We start from the raw sequence: 24,013 nt of genomic DNA, 5'->3' as shown, positions 1-24,013 counted from the left end.
TATTTCTCTAACATTTTACAGTTTTTGTAGCGGCCAGTCAAGAAACGGTCCTGTTTCGTAAAAAAACCTGACCGCCGGTCAGGTTCTGGGATTTAGTTTTAACTCACCTTCGCCTCCAATCTTAGCTTGTCCGCCACCATGGCTATAAATTCGGAATTGGTTGGTTTGCCTCTTTGTAGATTTATAGTATAACCAAAAAATTTCGTCATCATTTCCACATTCCCCCTGTCCCACGCCAGCTCGATGGCATGACGGATGGCCCTTTCCACCCGGCTGGGCGTGGTTTGATATTTCTGGGCAATCATGGGGTAAAGTTCTTTGGTTACTGCCCCCAGCAGGTTGACTTCGTTAATTACCGCCAGAATAGCATCCCGCAAATAGTGATAGCCTTTGATATGGGCCGGAACACCCATTTCGTGGATGATGTTTGTCACCGCCACATCCAGGTTTTTGGTTTTGGCAGGGGATATGTATTGGGATACATTTACTCCATCGGCAAGTTGCCGGATGCGCGTGGCCAGCACGCTAAAATCAAAAGGCTTTAGTATATAGTAATCAGCTCCCAGTTCAACTGCCCGCTGGGTAACGCTTTCCTGGCCAAAGGCCGTAAGCATAATTACCTTGGGACGGGGCGAAACACTTCCCAACTTCTCAAGCACGCCAATGCCATCTAAGTGAGGCATGATGATATCGAGCACTACAACATCCGGTTTTTGCTGTTTAATCTGTTCCAGGGCCTCTAATCCATTATATGCAATACCTGTTAATTCAAAGTCCTCTTGTTGGTTAATAAATTCCTTGAGTAATTCACAAAACTCTCGATTATCATCAGCAATTAGCACCTTAACGGTCTTTTTCACCATTAAATCCCGCCTCCTGAGCATTTATTATATTTTCTCTCTAATGGCATTTATAGGCAATTTCGACGCGCAAAAAAAAACTCCTTCTGAACGGAGGAAATAATTTTATTTACTATTTCTGTTAATATATGACACTAAATGAGCTACTTAGGAATAAAATCTGGGTCTTAGTCGAAAAAGCTTATATTTATGCAACTTTTTTCTCCTTCGGAATGGGCATTAAATTTGCCTCCCAGAGCATCCACTCGGCGAGTACTCCATAACCCCGGGCAGGATCGTTGACAAATACATGCGTCACGGCGCCGACAAACTTTCCGTCCTGTATAATCGGGCTGCCGCTCATTCCCTGGATGATGCCCCCGGTTTGTCGCAATAGCTCGGGATCGTTAACTTTAATCACCATACCCTTTCCCTCCCACCTGTTCTGGGGCATTACCTGCAATATTTCCACGGAAAAACGTCCAATACGATTCCCACGTAGAACCGTGAGCATCTCAGCCGGACCCTTTTTCACCTGGTAGACCAGGGCTACGGGGACGGGTTGGGGATATAAGGGATTGACCAGGGGCTGCCGCAAGCAACCGAAAATTCCATAGGATGTATTTTTTTCAATATTACCGGTTAACCCGCTGCCGTTGAAAAGACCTATTTTTTCCCCCGGTTGGCCCCGGCGGCCCGGGCGGATTCCCTGCACTATTGCCTCCACAATTTGACCGTCACCAAGCTCAATTTTGCGGTTCGTTTCAATATCGGTAATCACGTGACCGAGGGCACCATATTTTTTACTTCGCGGTTCATAAAAAGTCAGGGTACCGACACCGGCGGCACTATCCCGCACGTAAAGCCCAATACGGTAACGCCTTGTTTCGGCACAAAAGATTGGTTTAACTCGGGTGGTGAAGACACGTTGCCCCCGTTTGATTTCCAGGGTGACCGGACGGCCCGTTTCACCGCACCGGCTTATTTCGCTGCGCACCTGCTGTTCACTCTGTACCCGGCACCCGTTTACTTTCAGGATAACATCACCGTTTAAAATTCCTGCCTGCAGGGCGGGATTGTGCCGTTGTCCTTTCAGGTCCGTCACCACCGCGTGGCCAACCACCATTACTCCCTGGGCATGGAGCAGGACGCCGATGGAATGCCCTCCCGGGATGACCCGCACGGCAGGCACCACATTAACTACCATACGGTTTAGAGGAATAAGACCAAGAAGCTTTATTTGCATATCTACCCGTCCGGGGACGCTGGCCACGGGAACGACACCCCGCCCGGAGGTCCAGCTGGTTTTTGGCTGTCCGGATAAAATTTCCACTTTAATAAGTTTTACGGGTAATCCCCGGGGTATAAGGGGGTCGCCTACGGCCACGTTTGGCCCCACAGACATAAATAAAGTTTTTAAAGTTATGTTTGCGCACAAAAGACTCAAGACCAGGGTGAATATTGCCGTGATGGAAAAAAACCTTTTTCTGCTCAGAATTTATCGCCTCCCCGTTAATTTTTTGTCTCACCTCCATCTACATACTGGTATCCAGGTAAGGCACTAAAATTTAAAATAAGGGTGTGCATTTTTAAGATAGCCCGAGGTAATATCAATTATTCTGACTAAATGTGCCGTTATTGGCTTATTTGCGTTTAAAAAAAGAAAAAGGCCCATTATTGGGCTTTAAAAAATTAAAAAGATATAACGATTTTTTTACATTAATCCAAAATCCAAGATTTTTTGGATTTTCGCATTTATGTCTTAACAGGTCTTCTTCCGGGCAATCTCAATCCTTTCCCTGGCCTGTTCCAGCAGGTGACGGGCATGATCCCTGGCCAGGCCGTCTGCCTCCCGTCCGCCGAGCATGCGGGCCAGTTCCGCCAGGCGGCCTTCCTCATCCAGCCTTCTCACCCGGGTGGTGGTTTGACCGGCCCGGACTTCTTTGGAAATGCTGAAGTGGGTGCGGGCAAAACTGGCTATCTGGGGCGCGTGGGTAACGCATATCACCTGGCGGTGGCCGGCAATATCGGCCAGCTTTTCGGCCACGGCCACCAGGGTCCTCCCACCGATGCCCGCATCTACTTCGTCAAAAACCAGGGTGGGCAGCTCATCCACTGTAGCCAGGATGGCGCGCATGGCCAGCATCACCCGGGACAGCTCACCCCCGGAAGCAATTTTGGCCAGGGGGCGCAGGGGTTCCCCCGGGTTGGGAGAGATCAGAAACTCCACCCGCTCCCGCCCGGCGGCGGAAGCCCCGGTCAGGTCTTCAAAGAGAACCTGGAATTCCACCTTACCCATTTCCAGATCCGCCAGTTCCCGGGCCACCGCCTCTTCCAGCTTCCGGGCATGTTCCCGGCGGGCCCGGGACAGGTCCAGTGCTTTTTGCTGCCAGCGCTCTGCCCAGAGTTTGATCTCATCCTCCAGCGCTGCCGCATTTTCCTCGCTAAAAGCCAGCTTTTCCAGTTCGGCTGCCGCCTCTTCACGGTAACGCAGGATTTCCTCCACACTATCACCATACTTGCGCTTGAGGTCGCGAATACGGGAAAGCCTCTCCTCCACTTCCTGCAGGCGGCCGGGGTTAAATTCCACTCCGTCCCGGTAACGGGCCAGCTCCCGCGCCACATCCTCCACCTGGTATAAAACGCTTTCCAGGGTCGAGGCCAGGGACAAAAGCTCCGGATCAAGCCGTGAAAGCTCCTCCAGGTCCCGGCAGGCCTGGCCCAGGAGATCCATTACCGCCGGGATGCCTTCCTCTCCTCCATGCAGGGCCTGATAACACCGGCCGGCCAGGGCCGCAATCTTTTCGGCATTGGCCAGGCGGTTGCGCTCCTGGGTGAGCGCTTCCTCTTCTCCAGGCAGGAGGCGCGCACCATCAATCTCCTGAACCTGATATGTAAGCATATCCAGGCGGTGCAGCCTGTCCCTCGCACCGTGGCGGAGTTCCTCCAGTTGAGATGTAAGATCACGCCACCTGTGGTAGATTTCGGCTACCTCTTGCCGCAAGGACCACAACCCTCCAAAACGATCCAGGAGATCCCTGTGGCGATCGGGATTAAAGAGCGACTGGTTTTCGTGCTGGCCGTGAATATCCACCAGATGCTGGCCCGCTTCCCGGTAGACGCTTAGAGCAACCACCTGCCCGTTTAACCGGCAAATGTTGCGCCCGCTCCGGACCAGTTCCCGGGCCATGACCAGCATCCCATCTTCTTCCAGCGGGATTCCCCACGCCTTTAGCTTTTCCTTCAGCACAGCTAACGGGTGAATCTCAAAAACTGCCGCAACCCTGGCCCTTTCCTTACCCGTGCGGATAAATTCCGCCCACGCCCTGCCGCCCAGGGCCACCTGCAGGGCCTCTACAACTATGGATTTTCCCGCACCCGTTTCCCCGGTGAGTACATTTAATCCGGGAGTAAATTCAATGGTCTGCCGGTCAATAAGGCCGAAATCCTGAATATCCAGGGAAACCAGCAATTCCTCACCCCCTGGCCAGCTGATTTAAGCGTTGCAAAACTGCAGTTACCAGTTTTTTTCGGTTTAACTATAATCAAAATGGTATCGTCCCCGGCCACGGTGCCGATAATTTCCGGCCAGGCCGCCTGGTCAATGGCCGAAGCCACACCCTGGGCCTCGCCCGGCAGTGTCTTAACCACCACCAGGTTTTCGCTAAAATCGATGAGCTGTACCGAGCTGCGCAAAAGCCTTTTCAACCGTTCATCCCGTCTTAAAGGGGGCGTTTCACCGGGAGCGGCATAGCGAAAAGTATTGCCCTCACCGGGAACCTTGACCAATCCCAGTTCCCGGATATCCCGGGACACGGTGGCCTGGGTAACGGGAAACCCGGCGGCCCGCAGGGCCTCCGCCAGTTCTTCCTGGGTTTCGATAACCTGCTGGCGGATAATCTCAAGGATTAGCCTTTGCCGCCGGGCCTTCACGCTTCAGCACCCGCCTTTTCCAATAGAATGACTACCGGCGCCCTGGAAGAACGATTCCAGAAGGATAACCTCACCACCGTATATTGACGGGGAGAAAGGCCCCGGGTGAACTCCTCCACGACCCTCAGTTCCTCTGTGGCGCCCGGATGTCCCGTGTAAACCACAAGGGAAATGCGCCCCCCGGAAGCTAAAAGGGACAGGGCCGCGTTAAGCGCTTCCAGGGTGGATTCGGGCCGGGTGATGATCCGGTGGTCCCCGCCGGGCAAATAGCCCAGGTTAAACATAACTGCCTTCACGGTACCGGGAACATGGGCGGCCATTTCCCGGTGGTCTGCGGCCAGCAGGATCACCCGGTCCAGCAAACCGGCTCCGGCCAGCTGTTCCCTGGTTTTTTCCAGGGCCTGGATCTGAATATCAAAGGCAAAAACCTTCCCCTGCGGCCCCACACCCCGGGCTAAGAACAGGGTGTCCCGGCCGTTACCCGCGGTGGCGTCCACCGCCAGGCAGCCGGGCACCAGCACCGGAGCAATAAAGCTTTGCGCCCACTGGACCGCACTGGCACTTCTAGCAACCATTCAAACGCTCACCCTCACTTAGCTTCTGGCGCAGGAGGTAGAAAAAGCTGCGGTTTTTCAGGCGGATCAACCGGGCACGATGGGCCGCCTGCTGGATGAGCACCGTATCATTGAATTCTAATTTGCAGCCCTGCTGGCCATCAACCGTTAACATAACTTCCCCCTGTTTTGAGCGAACAATCACCCGCACCCGGCTGGCAGCGTTAATGACCAGCGGCCGTGCCCAGAGGGAATGGGGACAAATGGGGGTGACCACCATCAGATCCAGCTCCGGGGTAACCAGGGGACCGCCGGCGGAAAGGGAATAGGCCGTGGAACCGGTAGGGGTGGCTACAATCAGCCCATCAGCGGGATAGGTGGTGACGAAATCTTCGTTAACATGAGTTTCCAGAAAAATGAGCCGGGCAAAAGCTCCTTTGGTAATTACCGCATCGTTTAAACCAATAACCCGCTCAACTGTATGCCCTTCCCGGATAACCCTGGCCTCAAGCATCATCCGCTCCTCGACGGTATACCGGCCGGCTAAAAGTTTCTCCAAACCGGACCAGAGTTCCGGAACATCAATTTCGGTTAAAAAACCGAGATGGCCAAGATTGATTCCCAGAAGCGGTATGCCCCGGGGAGCGGATTCCCGGGCGCAGTGCAGCAGGGTACCGTCTCCGCCCAGCACCAGCACGATTTCTGTTTCCTCAACGAGCTGTTCCCGGGGGAGGCCCAGTTCGGGACGGCCCAGGGCGGTGGCCGTATCGACAGCCATTACCACCCGGCAACTCCGTGCAGTCAGCCAGTCAACAATTTGTTCCACCAGGGGGGCTACCCTTTGTTTACCCAGGTTAACCACCAGGCCGATGGTTTTCATCGGGTCACTCCTTTAGTCAAAACCGCCGGTGTGCGGGCTAACCCTGTTACCGGCGTCAAGTTCCGCGTGGGCCCTGGCCACTACCGCCGGGATAGTGGAAGAAAGGTCTACCTGGTCGGGGACGCTCCGGTCAAAACAAACCAGAAATTCAATATTACCTTCCGGCCCCTTAATGGGCGAAAAATCGAGACCCCGTACGCCCCACCCCAGATTTTTAATGACCCGGCAAACGGCGGTAATGACTTCCCGGTGTACCGCCGGGTCCCGCACCACTCCCTTTTTCCCCACCTTTTCCCGGCCGGCCTCAAATTGGGGTTTAATGAGCGCTACACCCAGGGCATCGCCGGTAATCAGTTCCTGCAGTCTGGGTAGCACCTTTTCCAGGGAAATAAAAGAAACATCTACCACCGCTATATCAGCCAGGCATGGCAGGTCCTGCGGCCCAAGGTAGCGGATGTTGGTGCGCTCCAGGAGTATCACCCTGGGGTCTTCCCGGAGCTTCCAGGCCATCTGGCCGTATCCCACATCCACGGCAATAACCAGGCGGGCACCATGCTGCAGGGCACAATCGGTAAACCCGCCGTGCGATGCCCCCACATCAAGAACTACCCGGCCGGTAAAATCGAGCTGAAAGCTGTGAATGGCTTTTTCCAGTTTTAAACCGCCGCGGCTGACGTAAGGCATCTGAGCGGTAACCTCAATCCGGCTCCGGGGGTCCACCATCCGGCCGGGCTTATCCACCGGTTGGCCGTCAACCCGTACCTGTCCGGCCATTACGGCCGCCCTGGCCTTTTCCCTGCTGGCAAAAAGTCCCCGTTCCACCAGCAACAAATCCAGGCGCTGCCTGGCAGCGGTCATGGCCACTGCACTCCAATTTTCACCTTTGTTTTTGCCCTGTGTGCACCCAGGGCCTTTAGTACGGTATTAACCAGCACTTCCACGGTCAGGCCGCAGCGGGCCAGCAAAACGGCCCGGCTGCCGTGCTGGATGAACTCGTCGGGGATGCCCAGGCGGATGACCTGGACGTTACGCAATCCCCTGTCGCCGAGCAGTTCCAGCACAGCACTGCCGAATCCTCCCTGCAGGACGTGCTCTTCAATGGTAACCACCCGCCGGGTGCGCAGGGCATAACGGGTAATACATTCCTCATCCAGCGGCTTGACGAAGCGGGCGTTGATCACCGTGGCATGGATGCCCTGCTGTTCCAGAAGGGAAGCCGCCTCCCCGGCCAGGGAAACCATGGTGCCGGCGGCCAGCAGGGTTACGTCGTCTCCTTCCCGGAGCACCCGGGCCTTTCCAACCGGCAGGGGGAGGATTTCCTCGTCCAGGGGGCATCCCGTACCGGCACTCCGGGGATAGCGTAAAACCGCCGGTCCCGGATATTCCAGCGCCGTTTTCAACATCCGGCGAAGTTCGTTTTCGTCCCCGGGAGCCATGAGCACCAGGTTGGGAATTGATCTCAGGTAAGCAAAATCAAACACGCCGTGATGGGTGGCTCCGTCTTCCCCGACCAGACCCGCCCGGTCAAGGGCAAAGGTTACGGGCAGGTTTTGCAGGCAGACATCGTGGAGCACCTGGTCGTAGGCCCTCTGCAAAAAGGTAGAATAAATAGCCACCACGGGCCTTAATCCGCCCGCCGCCAGGCCCGCGCCCAGGGTAACGGCGTGTTGTTCGGCAATACCAACATCATAGAACCGTTCGGGAAAGGCAGCGGCAAAATGATCCAAACCGGTACCGGAAGGCATGGCTGCGGTAATGGCCACAATGCGCTTGTCCCGGCGTCCCAGTTCCACCAGGGTGCGCCCAAATACCTCGGTATAAGAGGGAGGCTGCCCCGGCTTTTTAATTACCTGGCCCGTTTTAACTTCAAACGGACCAACCCCGTGAAATTTATCGGCATTCTCCTCCGCCGGCGGGTAACCCCGCCCCTTGCGGGTGAGCACGTGTACCAGTACGGGTCCTCTGGTGGTTTTGGCCTGCTGGAAGACATTGATCATGGCCTGGATATTGTGCCCGTCAATCGGCCCCAGGTAGATGAAGCCGAGTTCCTCGAAAAACATGCCGGGTACTACCAGATATTTCAGGGAGTCCTTTACCCGCTCCACCGCTTTAACCACGCGGGGACCAATGGCTGGAATGCGCTTTAAAAGCTGTTCCAGCTCTTCCTTGCCTTTGGAATACATGGGATCGGTGCGGAGGCGGCTCAAGTATTTGGCAAGCCCTCCCACATTGGGGGCAATGGACATCTCGTTGTCATTTAAAACAACGATTAAACTGGTCTTATGGTGGCCGGCATGGTTTAAAGCCTCAAAGGCCATGCCCCCGGTCATCGCCCCGTCCCCGATCACCGCTACCACGGAGTAATTGTCGCCCTTGAGGTCCCGGGCCAGGGCCAAACCTAAAGCTGCGGAAATGGAGGTGCTGCTGTGCCCGGTGCCGAAGGCATCATGTTCGCTCTCCTGGGGTCTGGGAAAACCGCTGATGCCCCCAAACTGGCGCAGCGTATGAAAAACCGGGCGGCGGCCGGTAACCAGTTTATGCACATAGGACTGGTGGCCTACGTCCCAGACAATTTTATCCCGCGGAGTTTGAAAAACCCGGTGTAAAGCCAGGGTAAGTTCCACCACCCCCAGATTGGGGGCCAGGTGGCCGCCGTTTTTGGCTACTGTTTCGATAATCTCCTGCCGGATTTCGGAAGCAAGCTGCTGTAATGCAGTCATATCCAGAGAGCGTAGATCCGCCGGAGAATTAATTGTTGAAAGCAAGTCTCCCATTTTTTCCCCTTCCCGACGTACCTGGTGTTATTTGCCTGCCCGACGGTATTTTTTCCTGATCACACTTATCCCCGTCAACTGTTCAAAGGCAGCCAGTAACTTTCCCACCAGAAAAATTACCTCGTTGGCCCGGGAAATGGCTATGCGCTTACCGGCAGCCTTGCCGCCCACTGTAAAAGCGGCAATAAGAGCGGTTACCATCATATTCAACAAAGCCTGGTTGATACCCTTCCAGTAAAGTAAGATTTGCAAAACCAGGGCAATTCCCAGGGCACCACTTACCGTTCCGGCAATATCCCCGATAACATCGTTACAGATGTTGGCCACCCGGTCGGCGTTCCGGATCAGATATACCCCTTCCCTTGCCCCGCGCACACGCTTGGCCGCTCTGGCATGGAAAGGGGACTCTTCAGCAGCTGCCACCGCCGTACCCACGATATCGGCCAGAATACCGATCAGTATAATTATAACTAAAAAAAGAAAAGATAAAAAAAGACTTTTCACCTTACTGGCCAGCAATTCTGAAAACCAAAAAAATATTATGGCCAGTAAAAAAGAGGCCGTACCCACCATAATGACGTACCGGCCTGAAACTGTAGATTTATTGTTTCCCAAATACAGTCACCTCATACGGGAAGGAAAAAGAGAGTTATGTATCACGGGGACAAGTGACAGCAGCGCGGGTAAATATTGTGGCTTCAGGTCCAGCAGGTTTTCCCAAGCAGCCACCGGCTGTCGCCAGGCCGGCGGTTTCCCCTTCGGGCTGCCTCCGGGACGTTGCCGGTCCCGGGGCTGGATTACCACTTAGTCCACACTGCAATCCCCGCACTGCCCCGGTGTTACCGGACAGCCTAGGAGTTTTCCCCGGCAGGATGGCCTTTTTCTAGCCTCTTTTGCAGTAACGGTTTCAGTCCACCGGCTACCTTCCCCTGGGCCCACTGGGGATATGAGGTACCGGCTGCCAACGACATCCACCGCTACCACTCAAGGCAGGCTACACTGCACGCAGCTTTCACCACGTGCAGGTTCACACCCCAAGCCATAGTACGGCTTTTACGCTTTCCCACGCACTTGGGTCTCCGCGGAGTCAGGGTCCACGCCCGCATGCCTTTGCGGCTCGCCCTCACTCCTTAACTCCCAGTACCAGCCCCCGACTGGGCGTCAGCAGCCAGCACCAGGAACTTCATCGATGTGCCCGCGACGGATTTTTAGGCCCGTCTTCAAAAAAGGCATACCTGACTAGGATACTGCGTCACTTATCCCACTTTCTAGTTCTGGAAGTGCATTATAACATAAGCTCAGAAATAAAAGCAAATGGTGCTGCTAACCTTTAAGATGACCCCCGGTTGGCAGTAGCTCGCCGTTGATATACAAACCCTTCAGGGTCATTGCCACGCGCTAAATCTCCTTAAAGCTCTAAAAATCCCGCGTAATTACAAACCGGACCAGTTCCCGCAAAAAATCGGCACGCTCATCAAAAGGCTCCAGGGCGGCCAGGGCTGCCGCGACCGCTTCCCCGGCCTTTGCCCTGGCCACATCCAATCCGAAAAGAGCCGGATAAGTAGCCTTTTTATTTCTTTCGTCGCTGCCCACGGGTTTGCCCAGCCTGGCCGGGTCACCTTCCACATCCAGGATATCGTCCTGTATTTGAAAAGCCAGACCCAGGTTCTCGGCGTAAATAGTCAAGGCCTCCAGCTGCTTTTCCTTTGCGCCGGCTAAAATGGCCCCTGCCCGCACGGCCACCCGGTACAGCGCCCCGGTTTTGTGGCGGTGGATATATTCCAGGGTAGCGGCATCTACTGCGGTGTCCGCAGCCAGGGTATCCACCACCTGCCCGCCAATGAGCCCCAGGGTGCCGGCAGCCGCCGCCACCTCCTCAATAACCTGAACCACCCGTTCTGCCGGTGCCAGCCGGTTTTGGGCATTTTTGGCCAGAAGAGCAAAGGCATGAGTTAGCAGGGCGTCCCCCGCCAGGATGGCTACCGCTTCACCATAAACCCGGTGACAGGTCGGCTTTCCCCGCCGGAAATCATCGTTGTCCATGGCAGGCAGATCGTCATGGATCAAAGAATAGGTATGGATCAATTCCAGGGCACAGGCCGCGGGCAACACCCTTGCAGGGTCGCCTCCTACCGTTTCGGCCGCTGCCAGGGCCAGGACGGGCCGCAGCCGTTTCCCCCCGGCAAAAAGGCTGTACCGTATGGCCTGGTGAATTACAGGCGGATAAGTATCTTCCGGTGGTAAAAGCTCATCCAGTGCCCGGTCCACCAGGGCTGCCCTGGCTTTCAGTTCGGTTAAAAAGTCCAACTTGCTTACTCCTTCCTCTCCGGGTTGAGCAGATCTACCAGACAGGGGTCGGAATCTTTTAATACCAGTTCTCCCTTTTCATTGGCGGTGAGTATGGAAATACGCTCCTCGGCCTTTTCCAGCTCCTGATGACAGAAACGCGTCAGGGTAATCCCCTCCCCGAAAAGGGCCAGGGATTTTTCCAGAGGCAATTGTCCTTCTTCCAGTTCCCGTACCACTGCTTCCAGTCTGGCCAGCGCTTCTTCAAAGGTTAGTTTTTTCATGGCTATACCTCGCTTTTTAAAAATCTCTTCCGCAACGCCGGGCCGTTTAAATAGTCGCAGAGTCGCCCCTGGCAGGTGTTCAGTTCTTCCAGCCTGGCTTCAATCCTTTGTTTCACCTGCCACCAGCTCACTCCCCAGTTGGAGAAAAGCACCCGGTCATAGGGGCCGCGGCCGACCAGGCGCTGGATGACGATATCCGGGTGCAGGTATTCCAGAAAGGTGACCACCCGGTCCACGTATTCTTCCATGGGGATGATGGCAAACTCCCCGCGCTGGTACATTTCCCCCAGTACGGTATCCCGGACGACGTAAAGGGAGTGGAGCTTTACATATTGAACCTGCAGGGCGGAGAGAATCTTGGCGTTTTCAATTACGTCAAGCATATCGTCCCAGGGCAGGTTGAGAATCAGGTGCACGCAGATTTCCAGCTCCCGCTTTTTGATGCGCTGCACCGCATCTATAAATTCGGCCAGGGTATGCCCGCGGTTTACCCGCAACAGGGAATGGTAATTGACTGTCTGCAGCCCCAATTCGATGTCCATAACCAGATTTTTTTCCCGGCCCACTTCCGCCAGGAAATCCAGGTAAAGGTCGTTGATGCAGTCCGGGCGCGTGGAAATGGAAATGCCCACCATATCTTCGCCGGCGGCAGCGGCCAGGACATATTCCCGGAAGCGCTCAAAGGGCAGGTAAGTGTTGGTAAAAGCCTGGAAGTAAGCGATGAATTTATCCGCCTTGTAGCGCTTGCGGAAAAACCCCCGGTTTGTGGCCAGCTGTTCCTCCACCGAGAGGCTGCTGGGCAGGCACTCAAAACCCGCCCCCTCCTCGTCGCAGAAAATGCAACCGCCGGTACTGATAGTGCCGTCCCGGTTGGGACAGGTTCCGGGGAGGTTGATGGGCAGCTTGTATACTTTGCCCCCGAATTTTTCTTTCAGAAATTCCGAATAGACCCGGTAGCGGAGCTGGTTTGCGGACATGGCTTTTACCTCCTGGCCCTTATCTTACCACAAACGTCCGGCAGCGCAAAGACCCGTGCGTTTGCGGGCGATTTGACAAGGGAAACAGGCCTTGCTTATCCTATGAATCAGGGGGGTGAAAATATGTCCCGGATAGAGGAACTGGTGCGGGCAATCGAGGAACTCTCCCTGGAGGAACAAAAGCAATTATTTGATCAACTGGCGGATCTGCTGGACCTGCTGGGATGGATCAAGCTAAACGAGGTGACGTTTTATTAGCCAAACAGATACTGTCGTAAAACCAGAAACTAGATGGGCGGCGGTCGTCCCTTAAGGAGCGACCCAGCACTCACTGCTCTAACTTCTTCATTGGCTCAGTTATGAGCATTATGTAAACAACATAAATTCGAAGGTATTCCTTACCAGTGAGTGCTGGGCTGAAGGGCCGGATACGAAACACGCCCAGCACTCACAAGAGCCTATAACCTTCATAGGCCGTTAACTTGGATCTGAGCTTTAACTACCTGTCAAGTAAGTTGCGTCCGGTGAGTGCTGGGCCGAGGTTAGCGAACCGGCAGCGCGAATCGCGCTGGTACCAGTATCGATATAACGATTGGGTTACTTAGGCTGTAACTATTCATAAGGAAAGTATACTTCCGGCGCATATGCAGCGCTGCCAGGTTTGCTCCGAGGCAAGCCGATGTTTCGTCCGGCCCGTAGCACGGAGCACCCAGCACTCACTGGAACAACGGCCTCGTTAGAATAGTTATTAAGCATATGTGACCAATGTACTCAAAAGAAGTACCTTACCAGTGAGTGCTGGGCCGTCCCGATAGTTATGCGACAGTATCTATTAGCTAAATAAAACGACCGGCGGATCCGCCTTGCGGCAGACCCGCCCGTCAAAATGAAACCGGGAGGTTCTTTACTTCATTCTTTCCTGGACAACGGCCACGGCGGCATCCTTTAACCGTTTAGCCTCGGAAACGATCCTTTCCTTTTCCGCCAGAATACCCCTGACATAGTCTTCGTCTTTGATCATGGGGATATTGATGTCGGCACTCAAAAGGACGGCGTTGATGGCCGCTTCACAGACATAGGCGGCCACGCCCGCATCGCTGATGGCCATTTTATTGCCAATCTTAGCCAGCCGCTCGGTAATCTCCAGGGCCTCCAGGAGGGTGCGGGCTACCTCCATGGGAGTGTCAGTGGCCGTTTTCAGGGCCTTTTGCATCAGCTCGTCCCGCTTAGCCTTCTCTTCCTCGGTATTTTTGGGCATCCGGTAAACTTCCATGAACTTACCGAAGGCAGCGATATCGGCCGCCACCAGTTTTTCCAATTTGTTCATAATAAAGTAAGCAGCGCCGGTAATTTCCTTGACCTGGGGCTCCACGTCCGCAAACTTGGGCTTGCCCACGGTGAGGTTGCCCACCATGGCCGTCATGGCCACCCCTAAAGCACCCACCATGGCGGAAACGCTGCCCCCGCCGGGAGTCGGGGCATCGGAAGCAGCTACAGCCAGTATCTTGCGAAAGGGAAAGTCAAAAATCTCACTCATCAAAGGCACCTCCTTAAATTTTCCCCTGCAGCTTGATGGCCTTCAGCACGTTCTTTTGAATCAGCACGGTAGTCAGGCTGCCTACACCGCCGGGCACAGGTGTAATGGCCCCGGCTACCTCCTTGGCGTTTTCAAAGTCCACGTCACCGCAAATGCCGCCTTCCACCTGGTTGATACCGGCATCCACCACCACGGCACCGGGTTTGATCATATCGGCCTTGATCATTTTCGGCTTGCCGACGGCGGCAATGAGGATATCGGCCTGGCGGGTATGGTAGGCCAGATCGGCGGTCCTGGTATGGCACACGGTAACGGTGGCATTCTGGTTGAGCATCATGAAGATGAGGGGTTTGCCGACTGTCTCGCCCCGGCCTACAATGACGGCATTTTTACCCTTGATTTCAATACCAGTACGGAGCATGATTTCAATGCAGCTCTGGGGTGTAGCCGGGAACAGGCCGTCCCCGCCGCTTAAAATGTAACCCCGGTTGATGGGGTGGACGCCATCCACGTCCTTTTTCGGCGACACGGCTTCCAGCACCCGCTGCTTGTTCATGTGTTTGGGCAGGGGCAACTCAATCATAATCCCGTGTACGCTGTCGTCCTTGTTCAAGCGGTCGATGAGCGCCAGCACTTCTTCCTCGGGCGCATTGCCGGGCAAGGTGAAAAGCTCAAACTCGATGCCCACATTGGCACAGGACTTTTCCTTGGACCGGGCATAGACCACGGAGGCCGGATCGTCACCGGCCAGGACCACGGCCAGCTTGGGGATAATGCCCCGTTCCCTCAACTGGGCCACTTCGGCCTTAACTTCTTCCCGGATCTCCGCCGCCACCTTTTTCCCATCAATAAGTGTCGCTGCCATGTTTAGCCTCCCCCTTTACATTTACTCTTCTATAGATTCCCCCACCTGGCAGAAAAGACGGCCGCAATATAACTTCACCTGTACTTTTTCTCCCGGCGCGACCTCCCCGGCCCGCCGTACCACCTCACCTGTATCTGCCCGGGTACAAATGCTGTATCCCCGGGCAAGGGTGGCCAGGGGACTCAGGGCCTGCAGCTGTCCGGACAGCAGGGCCAGACGGCCTTGCTGGCGCAGGCGGTATTGCTCCATGGCCCGGTTTAAGCGGCGGAACAGATCGTCCACCATTTGTCCCCGGAAGCCACAGAGAACATCCACCGGGTAACGGAATACCCTGCTCTGACGGCAGGCATCCAGCCTTGCCCGGCAGGTTTGCAGTTTTTCCCGCATGGCCCGCAACAGGCGCCCTTCCAGAAGCCCCAGGTAACGGGCCATTTCCTCCCGGACCGGGACCACCATTTCCGCCGCCGCCGAAGGGGTGGGAGCCCGTACATCCGCAACCCAGTCGGCAATGGTAAAATCCGTCTCATGACCAACGGCTGATATCACCGGAATATCGGAAACAAAAATGCTCCGGGCCACCAGTTCGGTGTTGAAAGCCCACAATTCTTCCAGTGACCCTCCCCCGCGGCCTACAATAATCACATCGCAGGCCCTCAGGCGGTTCAGCCAGTGCAGGGCCCGGGCCACCTCCCGGGGGGCACTTTCCCCCTGCACCGGCACGGGCACAAAAATGATCTGCAGGCCCGGCCAGCGCCGCCGGATAATTTTGACCATATCCCGCAGTACCGCTCCGGTGGGCGAAGTAACGATGCCAATGCGGCGCGGCAAAAGGGGCAGCTTCTTTTTGTGCTCTCGAGCAAACAGGCCCTCTTTTTCCAGTTTTTGCTTCAATTGTTCAAAGGCCAGATAAAGGGCACCCGTGCCCTCGGGCTCCATCTCTTCTACATACAGCTGGTATGTACCGTCCCGGGGGTAAACCGATACGTAGCCCCGCACACGCACGGCCATCCCGTCTTCCGGCTGAAAAAGGAGGCGGCGCCCCCGGGAACGAAACATTACCGCCTTGATGGAACAGAACTCATCCTTCAGGGTAAAGTAAAGGTGACCGCTGGCCGCCTGTTTACAGTTGGAAATCTCCCCTTTTACCCAGAGGTTCAGCAAAAGCGGGTCGTTATCAAGGAGGTTCTTGATATGGCCGGTAAGTTCACTTACGGTAAGCAACTTGAGCATCTAACTACAAGCTCCGTATTATTCTCACTTTTTGTCTCATTAATTATTGTTGGACAATTACCATTATTACCAAAAACCCTTCGGGCGGCGGTCGTCCCCCGAGCAATGGCGTAGCTGTAGGGAAAGGCCGCCGTCCGTTCATCTTTGCTAAAAATCTAACCCTTCTTCTTCATCAAATAATCGTGGATGGACCGGGCTGCGATTCGTCCGGCCCCCATGGCCAGGATAACCGTAGCCGCCCCGGTAACCACGTCGCCGCCGGCAAAAACACCGGGCTTGGAAGTGGCCCCGGTTTGCGGGTCGGCCACAATATTGCCTTTCCGGCCTAATTCCAGGCCCCTGGTGGTCCTGGGTACCAGCGGGTTGGGAGCCTGGCCGATGGCCACCACCACCGTGTCCACATCCATGACAAACTCGGAACCGGGAATGGGTACCGGCCGCCGCCGGCCGGATTCATCGGGCTCGCCCAGTTCATAGCGCAGGCACTCCATGCCCTTCACCCAGCCGTTTTCATCTGCCAGAATGCGCACGGGATTGGTCAAAAAGGCAAACTTGATTCCTTCTTCTTTGGCGTGTTCCACTTCCTCGTGGCGGGCGGGCAGTTCCTTTTCGGAACGCCGGTAGACAATCCAGGACTCCTCCGCCCCCAGCCGCAAGGCAGTGCGGGCCGCGTCCATGGCCACATTGCCGCCGCCAATTACGGCCACTTTCCTGCCCACCTTGATGGGAGTGTCCCATTCGGGGAAGAGGTAGGCCTTCATCAGATTGGTCCTGGTGAGGAATTCGTTGGCGGAATAAACGCCGCAGGAATTCTCCCCGGGAATGTTCATGAAATACGGCAGGCCGGCACCAGTGCCGATAAATACGGCGTCAAAGCCCTCTTCCTCCATCAACTCATCCACGGTAGCAAACTTGCCCACCACCGCATTGGTGACGATTTCTACCCCCAGCTTTTTCAGGTTTTCTATCTCTGCCTGTACCACCCGCTTGGGCAGGCGGAACTCGGGAATGCCGTACATGAGCACACCGCCGGCTACATGCAGGGCTTCGAAAACGGTCACCCTGTGGCCCAGCTTGGCTAAGTCGGCAGCACAGGTAAGACCCGCCGGGCCGGAACCTACCACCGCCACTTTGAAACCGGTGGGCGGGGCCACTTCCTGGGGCAGCACACCCCGGGCCAGCTCCCAGTCGGCACAGAAGCGTTCCAGGCGCCCGATACCCACGGGCTCATGTTTCTTGCCCAGGGTGCAGTATTTCTCACACTGGTTTTCCTGCGGGCAAACCCGGCCGCAAACAGCAGGAAGGGCGTTTTTCTCCTTGATCTTTTTAATGGCGCCCGCAAAATCCCGCTCGGCTACCAACTTGATAAACGCGGGGATATCTACCTCCACCGGACAACCCTGCCGGCAGGGCTCCTTTTTACACTGCAGGCAGCGCTTGGCTTCCGCCACCGCAGTTTCTTCGTCATAACCCAGGGCCACTTCGTTGAAATTCCGGATCCGCTCAATGGGTGCCTGGGCAGGCATCGGATGTTTTTTTGGAATTATTTCCTTCTTCTCGGCCATTATTTGCCACCTCCACATCCGCACTGGCATGTATGACGCTCTAGTGCCCGCTGTTCTTCTGCCCGGAAGGTGGCCGAACGACGGGCCAGTTCAGCAAAGTCCACCTGGTGGCCGTCGAATTCAGGACCATCCACACAAACAAACCTGGTCTGGCCGCCCACGGTCACCCGGCAACAACCACACATCCCCGTACCGTCCACCATCAGCGCGTTCAGGCTGACAATGGTTTTGATGCCGTAATCTTTGGTGACATTGCAACAGGCCCGCATCATGGGCTGGGGACCGATGGCCAGCACCAGGTTGATGTTGTCCTTGCCCCGTTCGTCAATAATTTCTTTCAAGACATCTGTAACAAAGCCCTTGCGTACATAGGAACCGTCATCGGTAGTCACAAAAAGCTCGGTGGAAACTTCCCGCATGCGGTCCTCCCAGAAGAGGAGATCCCTGGTCCGGGCACCGATGATGCTGATTACGTGATTGCCGGCCTCTTTCAACGCCCGGGCAATGGGGAACACCGGAGCTATCCCTACACCGCCACCGACGCATATGACCGTGCCGAAGTTTTCAATGTGGGAAGGGGTCCCCAGCGGTCCGACAAAGTCTTTAATGTAATCTCCCGCTTCCAGTGTTCCCAGCTGTTTGGTGGTTTTGCCGACCTCCTGAAAGACAATGGTAATGGTACCCTTTTCCCGGTCAAAGTCCGCAATGGTCAGTGGAATACGCTCACCTTCTTCGTGAATGCGCAAAATAACAAACTGACCCGGCTGACATTTCCTGGCTACCCTGGGTGCTTCAATAACCATTTGCTTGATGATGGGTGAAAAAACCTGTTTCTCCAAAATTTTGAACATTAATAAGCCTCCCCCTCCCTTAGCATATTCTATAAATATAAAACGTTATGAAACAATTATCTTATTATTCTCGCTACGACGGCAAATTCCTGCTGCCCCACATAACTTATGAACGGAACTTACAAAAAGAAAAGGGAGACCTTACCCGATCTCCCCTTCCGATGGATAATAGGATGCCGGATCCTTTACCACCCGGCCGAGAATACCATTAATAAAACGACTGGAGTCAGGTCCTCCAAAGGTTTTGGCGAGTTCCACCGCCTCATTTACCGCCACGCTGTTGGGGATATCCTCCCGGTGGAATATTTCATAAAGCGCCATACGCATAATATTCCGGTCCACCGCGGCCATACGGTACAGCGGCCAGTCCCGGCTTAAACGGGCTATGACCCGATCAAAGGCTTTCAGATGAGCCAGGGTGCCGGCAACCAGTTCACGGGCAAAAAGCATATCCCTGGGGCTCAGATAAGCTATTTTCGCATCTTCTTCGTTTACTTGATCACTTTCATCAGAGTCCCCGGGGTTTGGGGAAGCCATTTCCCGTAAGTGATTGAGAGCTTCTTCGGGATCAACCCGTGCTACATCTACCTGGTAGAGAACTTGCAGTGCTGCTTCCCTGGCCTGCCTTCTGCCCATAAACTGACCTCCTGATTTAGGAAATATTCATCTTTCCTGGAACAGCCGGGAAAATAGCTCTTTGAAGTCCACCCGCTCATCCAAACGTTTGCCGACGTAATACCCGGCGAAAACACATGCAGTCACAAACAGCGCCTTAATAATGCCATAGATAATGGCAAACCAGCCAAAGGCCAGACCCAAAATGACTCCGGTAATCTTACCCCGGTGCCGCTTCCATAATTCCGCAAAGGTATATGCATCCATCGGTTGAAGACACCCCATTTACTCCACCCGGGGTTTACGGGCGGAAATACTTTTGACCGTAATGGCGACATCCTGCACCGTCACCCCGGTAACCTCCAGCACCCGGTTTTTCACCTGTTCCTGCACCATGGCGGCAGTGGCGGGAATGTTTATGTCCGGGGTTACCGCCACCCGTATACCAATGCGGATGCCCTCTTTGCCCGGGTAGACCCGGGCACCGGCTTCCCGCACCCCATTTTGCGCCAGAGCCACCTTTTCCACCAGGTCCTGGATGGCGGTAAGGGCAATACGCACCTGTCCCAGGGCTGCCTCGTGAACCACCGCCTGCCGGCGGCGCGGGCGTACCCCCACCCAAAACAGGCGGGCGCCGCCTAAAATAAACAGGCCTAGGAGGGCAATGACGGCCTGCGGTTGCCCAATGACCATGTTCAGCCCGCCCCACACCCGGTAGGGCGGAATAAAACCGGCCACGGCAGCGGCAGCCCAGACCAAAGCAACTGTAACAATAAAAGTATAAATCACCAGGAGGCCGCGGTCAAAGGGCCCCATAAAAATGTAACCCCCTAATATTATATTTCCCTGTTTTCGCCGGATCCGTAAATGTTCAGTAATCCCGCTACGGTGGTAGCGGTTTTACTGAACAATTACCCGGATCCCTAACGGACCCGGTGTTCTTCCTCTTTACCCTCCTGGCTGAAAGCTACTCCCTGGACATTGACATTAACCTCGACCACCGAAAGGCCGGTCATGGCCTCTATGGCCTTCTTTACGTTCTCTTGAATTTGAAGGGCCACATCGGGAATGCGGGTGCCGTAATCGACGATGACAAACAGGTCTACGGCCGCTTCCTTCTCGCCTACCTCCACTTTGACACCCTTGGACAGGTTCTTTTTACCCAGCATTTCTACAATACCGCCCACCACTCCGCCGCTCATTCCGGCTACACCCGGGACTTCCGTGGCGGCCAGGCCGGCAATGACCCGCACTACTTCATCGGCAATCCGGATGGAACCCAGGCTGGTCTGCTCTTCCCGTATTACCATTTCCTTATTCTCCATAGTTAACCCCCCGTGCTTGTCATATTTTACCTCCATGGCCCCCATTATATCAGAACCCCAGGCCGTCTGCAACCAATTAGTCCATCAGGATGCGGCGCTGAATGAAATTGGTGTAAATCTCACCCCGGCGGAAAAAGGCATTATGCAGCACCCGCTGGTGGAAGGGAATGGTGGTCTTGATCCCCTCAATGATAAACTCCCCCAGGGCCCGCTGCATCCGGGCAATGGCCTCATCCCGGTCCTGGCCCCAGGCAATGAGCTTGGCGATCATGGAATCATAATGAGGGGGGACTTTCCAGCCGGGGTAGGCTGCACTATCCAGGCGGATCCCCGGCCCGCCGGGGGGCAGGTAAGCGGAAATCAAGCCGGGAGAGGGAGTAAAGTTGCGGGCCGGGTCCTCAGCGTTAATGCGGCATTCAATGGCCCAGCCCCGGATTTGAATGTCTTCCTGGGTATAACCCAGGGGTTCCCCGGCTGCCAATCTTATTTGTTCTTTGATCAAATCAATGCCGGTAACCATTTCGGTAACCGGGTGTTCCACCTGGATGCGGGTATTCATTTCAATAAAGTAAAAGTTCTGGTGTTTGTCCAGCAGGAACTCCACCGTCCCGGCGTTGTAATAGCCCACGGCCCGGGCGGCCCTTACCGCCATTTCACCCATTTTCCGGCGCAATTCCGGGGTAAGGGCCGTGGAAGGGGATTCCTCGATCATCTTCTGATTGCGCCTCTGAATGGAGCAGTCCCGTTCCCCCAGATGGACGATATGGCCGTGCTTGTCGCCCAGGATCTGAAACTCAATATGGCGGGGCTCGTCCACATACTTTTCCACGTAAACCTGGGCGTTGCCGAAGGCCGCCTGGGCTTCCGTCTGGGCCGTCTGCACCGCCCGGATCAGGTCTTCGGGGCCCTGGGCCACCCGCATGCCCCGACCGCCGCCGCCGGCAGAAGCTTTAACCAGCACGGGGTAGCCAATTTCTTCCGCCACCTCCAGAGCCTCCTGCACGTCCCGGAGCACCCCGGGGGAACCGGGTACCACCGGTACCCCGGCTTTAAGCACCGTTTCCCGGGCCACCGCCTTGGCCCCCATTTTCTCCATGGCGGAGGCCGGGGGGCCGATAAAGGTCAGGCCGCAACTTTCGCAGATTTCAGCAAATCCGGCGTTTTCAGCCAGAAAACCATAACCGGGGTGGATGGCATCCGCCCCGGAAACCATGGCTGTACTGATAATGTTGGTAATATTGAGGTAGCTTTTTGCTGCCGGGGCCGGGCCAATGCAGTAGGCCTCATCAGCCATGCGCACCGGCAGGCTGTCCCGGTCGGCTTCGGAATATACCACAACAGTTTTAATACCCATCTCCCGGCAGGCACGAATGATCCTTAAGGCAATTTCTCCTCTGTTTGCAATCAGTATTTTTTTAAACATGTTACTCCCTGCCCATCTATTTTTCCCGGATCAAGAACAGCTCCTGCCCGTACTCCACGGGCTGGCCGTTTTCCACCAGGATTTCTACAATTTCACCGGCCACTTCTGATTCAATTTCGTTCATCAGTTTCATGGCCTCAATAATGCAAAGCGTCTGACCCTTCTCCACCACATCCCCCACCTGGACAAAGGGCGGGGCATCGGGAGCCGGGGCGCGGTAAAAGGTGCCTACCATGGGAGCCCTGATCACGGTAAGGCCGGTAGTATCAATAGATTTTTCCGGGGCTGGTACTGGTGGGGCAGCCGCTTCCCGGGCCGGCGGCGGTACCGGGGAATCCCCGCCCGCAGGTGCAGGCATCGCCCCTTGCGCGCCGGCTTTCCTTATGGCCACTTTCACCCCCGCACTCTCCAGGGATAACTCGGCAATGGCCGTCTGGTCAATTAGTTTAATTAACTCCTTGATTTCCTGTAAGTTCATGCTTCCATCCTCCTTACGACCGGGTTTTTGCTCCCGGGCTCCGTTGCGCAAAGGCGCGGCAGAATCCACGGGCTGGTGACCCGGCCGGTTGCGGTTTTCAAAGAATCTCTTCGCCACCTGGGGAAACAGGGCGTAGGAAATGAAATCTTCTTCCGACTTTGCCAGGTGTTTGATCTCTTCTCTTATTTTATCCATTTTGGGTTCCAGTAAATCGGCGGGGCGACAGGTAATGGGTTCCTTGTCTCCCAAAATCTTTCGGGCCACATCCGGATCTATGGGGGCCGGTGGCCTGCCGTAAAGCCCTTCTACATAGGCCCGCACCTCGCCGGGAATGAGTTTGTATCGTTCTCCGGTGAGAACGTTCAGCACGGCCTGGGTGCCCACGATCTGGCTGGTGGGAGTAACAAGGGGCGGGTAACCCAGCTCCGCCCGCACCCGGGGAATTTCCGCCAGCACCTCGGGCAGGCGATGCAGGGCCTTTTGTTCTTCCAGCTGGGTAACCAGGTTGGAAATCATCCCTCCGGGCACCTGGTGTTCAAAGACCCGCATGTCGTTGATGCGGGTGACCCCCCGCTCGTAACCAAGGGACTTGCGCAGGTCTTCAAAGTAAGCGGCAATCTCAAAAAGCAAGTGGAGATCCAGGCCGGTATCGTAGGGCGTCCCCTGCAGCGCCCGCACCACCGTTTCCACCGGAGGCTGGGAAGAACCAAAGGCCAGGGGCACGGAGGCGGTATCCACCACATCCACCCCCGCCTCGGCCGCCTTGAGGTAGGCCCCCAGGGCCAGACCGCCAATGTAGTGGCTGTGCAGCTGTACGGGCAGACCGACCCGTTCCTTAATCAGTTTTACCAGTTCGTAAGCTTTATAAGGGGTGAGCAGCCCGGCCATATCTTTAATGCAGATGGAATGAGCTCCCATCTGGGCCAGGCTGACCGCCGTTTCCACATAGTGCTCGGTGGTGTGTACCGGGCTGATGGTATAAACCACTGCCGCCTGGATGTGTGCCCCCGTCTTTGAAGCCACCCGCATGGGTGCTTCAAAGTTGCGCAGGTCGTTCAAGGCGTCAAAGATGCGGATAACATCTATGCCGTTTTCCACCATCTTATTAATAAAGGCCTCGACCACATCATCGGGATAATGCTGGTAACCCACCAGGGACTGACCACGCAAAAGCATCTGCAAGGGCGTGCGCTTAATGTGCTTTTTTAAAGTCCGCAAACGTTCCCAGGGATCTTCGTTCAAATAACGCATGCAAACGTCAAAAGTGGCCCCGCCCCACACTTCCAGGGAATGATAGCCTACCGCATCCAGTTTTTCCAGGATGGGCAGCATATCTTGAGTACGCATGCGGGTGGCCCAGAGGCTCTGGTGGCCATCGCGCAGGGTAGTGTCGGTGATCTTTAAACCCATGGAAACCTCCCCCAAAACACGGCAAAACAAAAAATACTCAGGTTGCAATAAATACAACCTGAACCGTTAGCCTGTTTATTATCAACTTGATGTTATTATATTAAAATCTACAGGTCCCGGAAATAGGGTAAACGCAAGTATACAATATATTTCAGTACGCATCTAGAATCCTTGAACTCGAGGCTTT

The 24,013-nt window shown here is 55.3% G+C and carries 23 protein-coding genes and 1 pseudogene; 1 reads left to right on the top strand and 23 read right to left on the bottom strand.

Features of this window, described 5'->3' with window-relative positions; translation table 11 throughout:
• Window positions 1-98 precede the first annotated feature (98 nt).
• The 12 genes and pseudogenes from spo0A to G7K71_RS12810 form a co-directional block, all read right to left on the bottom strand.
• A complete protein-coding gene (gene spo0A, locus G7K71_RS12865) occupies window positions 99-863 on the bottom strand; it encodes a sporulation transcription factor Spo0A (RefSeq protein ID WP_013822996.1) in 765 nt (254 codons plus the stop codon).
• Window positions 864-1,047: 184 nt separating this feature from the next.
• Window positions 1,048-2,226 carry a SpoIVB peptidase gene (gene spoIVB / locus G7K71_RS12860; protein ID WP_313884983.1) on the bottom strand — a complete coding sequence of 393 codons (1,179 nt, stop codon included), beginning with the start codon at window positions 2,224-2,226 and terminating at the stop codon, window positions 1,048-1,050.
• A gap of 375 nt (window positions 2,227-2,601) precedes the next feature.
• Window positions 2,602-4,311: a DNA repair protein RecN gene (recN, locus tag G7K71_RS12855; RefSeq protein ID WP_166347002.1), complete on the bottom strand. Its 1,710-nt coding sequence runs from the start codon at window positions 4,309-4,311 to the stop codon at window positions 2,602-2,604.
• Window positions 4,312-4,315: 4 nt separating this feature from the next.
• Window positions 4,316-4,772 (bottom strand): annotated as a pseudogene (gene argR, locus G7K71_RS12850) (arginine repressor).
• Window positions 4,769-5,347 (bottom strand): class I SAM-dependent methyltransferase, encoded by a 579-nt coding sequence (locus G7K71_RS12845; protein WP_166346996.1) that lies wholly within the window; start codon window positions 5,345-5,347, stop codon window positions 4,769-4,771. Before G7K71_RS12845 ends, argR begins: the two are co-directional and overlap by 4 nt.
• Window positions 5,337-6,206 carry an NAD(+)/NADH kinase gene (locus tag G7K71_RS12840; protein WP_166346994.1) on the bottom strand — a complete coding sequence of 290 codons (870 nt, stop codon included), beginning with the start codon at window positions 6,204-6,206 and terminating at the stop codon, window positions 5,337-5,339. Before G7K71_RS12840 ends, G7K71_RS12845 begins: the two co-directional genes overlap by 11 nt.
• Window positions 6,207-6,218: 12 nt before the next feature.
• Entirely contained in the window at window positions 6,219-7,064 is an 846-nt protein-coding gene (locus tag G7K71_RS12835; RefSeq protein ID WP_166346991.1) for a TlyA family RNA methyltransferase, read from the bottom strand.
• Window positions 7,061-8,980 carry a 1-deoxy-D-xylulose-5-phosphate synthase gene (dxs, locus tag G7K71_RS12830; protein WP_166346988.1) on the bottom strand — a complete coding sequence of 640 codons (1,920 nt, stop codon included), beginning with the start codon at window positions 8,978-8,980 and terminating at the stop codon, window positions 7,061-7,063. The genes G7K71_RS12835 and dxs overlap by 4 nt, the downstream gene beginning before the upstream one ends.
• A 27-nt stretch (window positions 8,981-9,007) precedes the next feature.
• Window positions 9,008-9,595, bottom strand: a complete 588-nt coding sequence (locus G7K71_RS12825) for a hypothetical protein (RefSeq protein ID WP_166346985.1) — start codon at window positions 9,593-9,595, stop codon at window positions 9,008-9,010.
• A gap of 801 nt (window positions 9,596-10,396) precedes the next feature.
• Complete coding sequence (locus tag G7K71_RS12820) at window positions 10,397-11,287, bottom strand: polyprenyl synthetase family protein (protein ID WP_166346983.1); 891 nt, start codon at window positions 11,285-11,287, stop codon at window positions 10,397-10,399.
• A gap of 5 nt (window positions 11,288-11,292) precedes the next feature.
• Entirely contained in the window at window positions 11,293-11,550 is a 258-nt protein-coding gene (xseB, locus tag G7K71_RS12815) for an exodeoxyribonuclease VII small subunit (protein WP_207712910.1), read from the bottom strand.
• A gap of 2 nt (window positions 11,551-11,552) precedes the next feature.
• Window positions 11,553-12,527, bottom strand: coding sequence for a TIGR01212 family radical SAM protein (locus tag G7K71_RS12810; protein WP_166346980.1), 975 nt, complete (start codon window positions 12,525-12,527; stop codon window positions 11,553-11,555).
• A gap of 123 nt (window positions 12,528-12,650) precedes the next feature.
• Here G7K71_RS12810 and G7K71_RS19905 point away from each other — a divergent pair, with 123 nt between their 5' ends.
• Window positions 12,651-12,785, top strand: coding sequence for a hypothetical protein (locus G7K71_RS19905; RefSeq protein ID WP_013823008.1), 135 nt, complete (start codon window positions 12,651-12,653; stop codon window positions 12,783-12,785).
• Between the two features lie 646 nt (window positions 12,786-13,431).
• Here G7K71_RS19905 and G7K71_RS12805 read toward each other — a convergent pair.
• The 11 genes from G7K71_RS12805 to accB form a co-directional block, all read right to left on the bottom strand.
• Window positions 13,432-14,064: a cyclodeaminase/cyclohydrolase family protein gene (locus tag G7K71_RS12805; protein ID WP_013823009.1), complete on the bottom strand. Its 633-nt coding sequence runs from the start codon at window positions 14,062-14,064 to the stop codon at window positions 13,432-13,434.
• A gap of 13 nt (window positions 14,065-14,077) precedes the next feature.
• The gene (locus G7K71_RS12800; RefSeq protein WP_013823010.1) at window positions 14,078-14,929 is read right to left on the bottom strand and encodes a bifunctional 5,10-methylenetetrahydrofolate dehydrogenase/5,10-methenyltetrahydrofolate cyclohydrolase; all 852 of its coding nucleotides are present in this window, start codon (window positions 14,927-14,929) and stop codon (window positions 14,078-14,080) included.
• A gap of 21 nt (window positions 14,930-14,950) precedes the next feature.
• Window positions 14,951-16,159 (bottom strand): exodeoxyribonuclease VII large subunit, encoded by a 1,209-nt coding sequence (xseA, locus tag G7K71_RS12795; RefSeq protein WP_166346977.1) that lies wholly within the window; start codon window positions 16,157-16,159, stop codon window positions 14,951-14,953.
• A 155-nt stretch (window positions 16,160-16,314) separates the two neighbouring features.
• Window positions 16,315-17,724, bottom strand: coding sequence for an NADPH-dependent glutamate synthase (gltA, locus tag G7K71_RS12790; protein WP_166346974.1), 1,410 nt, complete (start codon window positions 17,722-17,724; stop codon window positions 16,315-16,317).
• Complete coding sequence (locus tag G7K71_RS12785; RefSeq protein ID WP_166346971.1) at window positions 17,724-18,575, bottom strand: sulfide/dihydroorotate dehydrogenase-like FAD/NAD-binding protein; 852 nt, start codon at window positions 18,573-18,575, stop codon at window positions 17,724-17,726. Before G7K71_RS12785 ends, gltA begins: the two co-directional genes overlap by 1 nt.
• Before the next feature lie 141 nt (window positions 18,576-18,716).
• Window positions 18,717-19,211, bottom strand: a complete 495-nt coding sequence (gene nusB / locus G7K71_RS12780) for a transcription antitermination factor NusB (protein WP_166346968.1) — start codon at window positions 19,209-19,211, stop codon at window positions 18,717-18,719.
• Between the two features lie 27 nt (window positions 19,212-19,238).
• Window positions 19,239-19,457, bottom strand: coding sequence for a DUF2273 domain-containing protein (locus G7K71_RS12775; protein ID WP_166346965.1), 219 nt, complete (start codon window positions 19,455-19,457; stop codon window positions 19,239-19,241).
• A gap of 18 nt (window positions 19,458-19,475) precedes the next feature.
• Entirely contained in the window at window positions 19,476-20,006 is a 531-nt protein-coding gene (gene amaP / locus G7K71_RS12770) for an alkaline shock response membrane anchor protein AmaP (RefSeq protein ID WP_166346962.1), read from the bottom strand.
• A gap of 107 nt (window positions 20,007-20,113) precedes the next feature.
• Complete coding sequence (locus tag G7K71_RS12765) at window positions 20,114-20,515, bottom strand: Asp23/Gls24 family envelope stress response protein (RefSeq protein ID WP_166346959.1); 402 nt, start codon at window positions 20,513-20,515, stop codon at window positions 20,114-20,116.
• A gap of 76 nt (window positions 20,516-20,591) precedes the next feature.
• Window positions 20,592-21,938, bottom strand: coding sequence for an acetyl-CoA carboxylase biotin carboxylase subunit (gene accC, locus G7K71_RS12760; RefSeq protein WP_013823018.1), 1,347 nt, complete (start codon window positions 21,936-21,938; stop codon window positions 20,592-20,594).
• Window positions 21,939-21,954: 16 nt separating this feature from the next.
• Window positions 21,955-23,826 (bottom strand): acetyl-CoA carboxylase biotin carboxyl carrier protein, encoded by a 1,872-nt coding sequence (gene accB, locus G7K71_RS12755; RefSeq protein WP_166346956.1) that lies wholly within the window; start codon window positions 23,824-23,826, stop codon window positions 21,955-21,957.
• Between the last annotated feature and the right edge of the window lie 187 nt (window positions 23,827-24,013).

It is taken from the genome of Desulfofundulus sp. TPOSR (assembly GCF_011393055.1).
In the GTDB taxonomy this organism is placed as follows: Bacteria; Bacillota; Desulfotomaculia; order Desulfotomaculales; family Desulfovirgulaceae; genus Desulfofundulus; species Desulfofundulus kuznetsovii.
Note: the sequence above shows the minus strand (reverse complement) of the source record. Positions and strands in the feature narration are given on the sequence as shown.

Excerpts from the sequence above, each read along its gene's own strand:
- spo0A (WP_013822996.1), bottom strand. The coding sequence starts at position 863 with ATGGTGAAAAAGACCGTTAAGGTGCTAATTGCTGATGATAATCGAGAG.
- G7K71_RS12805 (WP_013823009.1), bottom strand. The coding sequence starts at position 14,064 with ATGAGTGAGATTTTTGACTTTCCCTTTCGCAAGATACTGGCTGTAGCT.
- G7K71_RS12840 (WP_166346994.1), bottom strand. The coding sequence starts at position 6,206 with ATGAAAACCATCGGCCTGGTGGTTAACCTGGGTAAACAAAGGGTAGCC.
- G7K71_RS12785 (WP_166346971.1), bottom strand. The coding sequence starts at position 18,575 with ATGTTCAAAATTTTGGAGAAACAGGTTTTTTCACCCATCATCAAGCAA.
- G7K71_RS12775 (WP_166346965.1), bottom strand. The coding sequence starts at position 19,457 with ATGGATGCATATACCTTTGCGGAATTATGGAAGCGGCACCGGGGTAAG.
- accB (WP_166346956.1), bottom strand. The coding sequence starts at position 23,826 with ATGGGTTTAAAGATCACCGACACTACCCTGCGCGATGGCCACCAGAGC.
- dxs (WP_166346988.1), bottom strand. The coding sequence starts at position 8,980 with ATGGGAGACTTGCTTTCAACAATTAATTCTCCGGCGGATCTACGCTCT.
- G7K71_RS12835 (WP_166346991.1), bottom strand. The coding sequence starts at position 7,064 with ATGACCGCTGCCAGGCAGCGCCTGGATTTGTTGCTGGTGGAACGGGGA.
- G7K71_RS12810 (WP_166346980.1), bottom strand. The coding sequence starts at position 12,527 with ATGTCCGCAAACCAGCTCCGCTACCGGGTCTATTCGGAATTTCTGAAA.
- accC (WP_013823018.1), bottom strand. The coding sequence starts at position 21,938 with ATGTTTAAAAAAATACTGATTGCAAACAGAGGAGAAATTGCCTTAAGG.
- G7K71_RS12765 (WP_166346959.1), bottom strand. The coding sequence starts at position 20,515 with ATGGAGAATAAGGAAATGGTAATACGGGAAGAGCAGACCAGCCTGGGT.
- G7K71_RS19905 (WP_013823008.1), top strand. The coding sequence starts at position 12,651 with ATGTCCCGGATAGAGGAACTGGTGCGGGCAATCGAGGAACTCTCCCTG.
- amaP (WP_166346962.1), bottom strand. The coding sequence starts at position 20,006 with ATGGGGCCCTTTGACCGCGGCCTCCTGGTGATTTATACTTTTATTGTT.
- G7K71_RS12845 (WP_166346996.1), bottom strand. The coding sequence starts at position 5,347 with ATGGTTGCTAGAAGTGCCAGTGCGGTCCAGTGGGCGCAAAGCTTTATT.
- gltA (WP_166346974.1), bottom strand. The coding sequence starts at position 17,724 with ATGGCCGAGAAGAAGGAAATAATTCCAAAAAAACATCCGATGCCTGCC.
- G7K71_RS12800 (WP_013823010.1), bottom strand. The coding sequence starts at position 14,929 with ATGGCAGCGACACTTATTGATGGGAAAAAGGTGGCGGCGGAGATCCGG.
- xseB (WP_207712910.1), bottom strand. The coding sequence starts at position 11,550 with ATGAAAAAACTAACCTTTGAAGAAGCGCTGGCCAGACTGGAAGCAGTG.
- nusB (WP_166346968.1), bottom strand. The coding sequence starts at position 19,211 with ATGGGCAGAAGGCAGGCCAGGGAAGCAGCACTGCAAGTTCTCTACCAG.
- xseA (WP_166346977.1), bottom strand. The coding sequence starts at position 16,159 with ATGCTCAAGTTGCTTACCGTAAGTGAACTTACCGGCCATATCAAGAAC.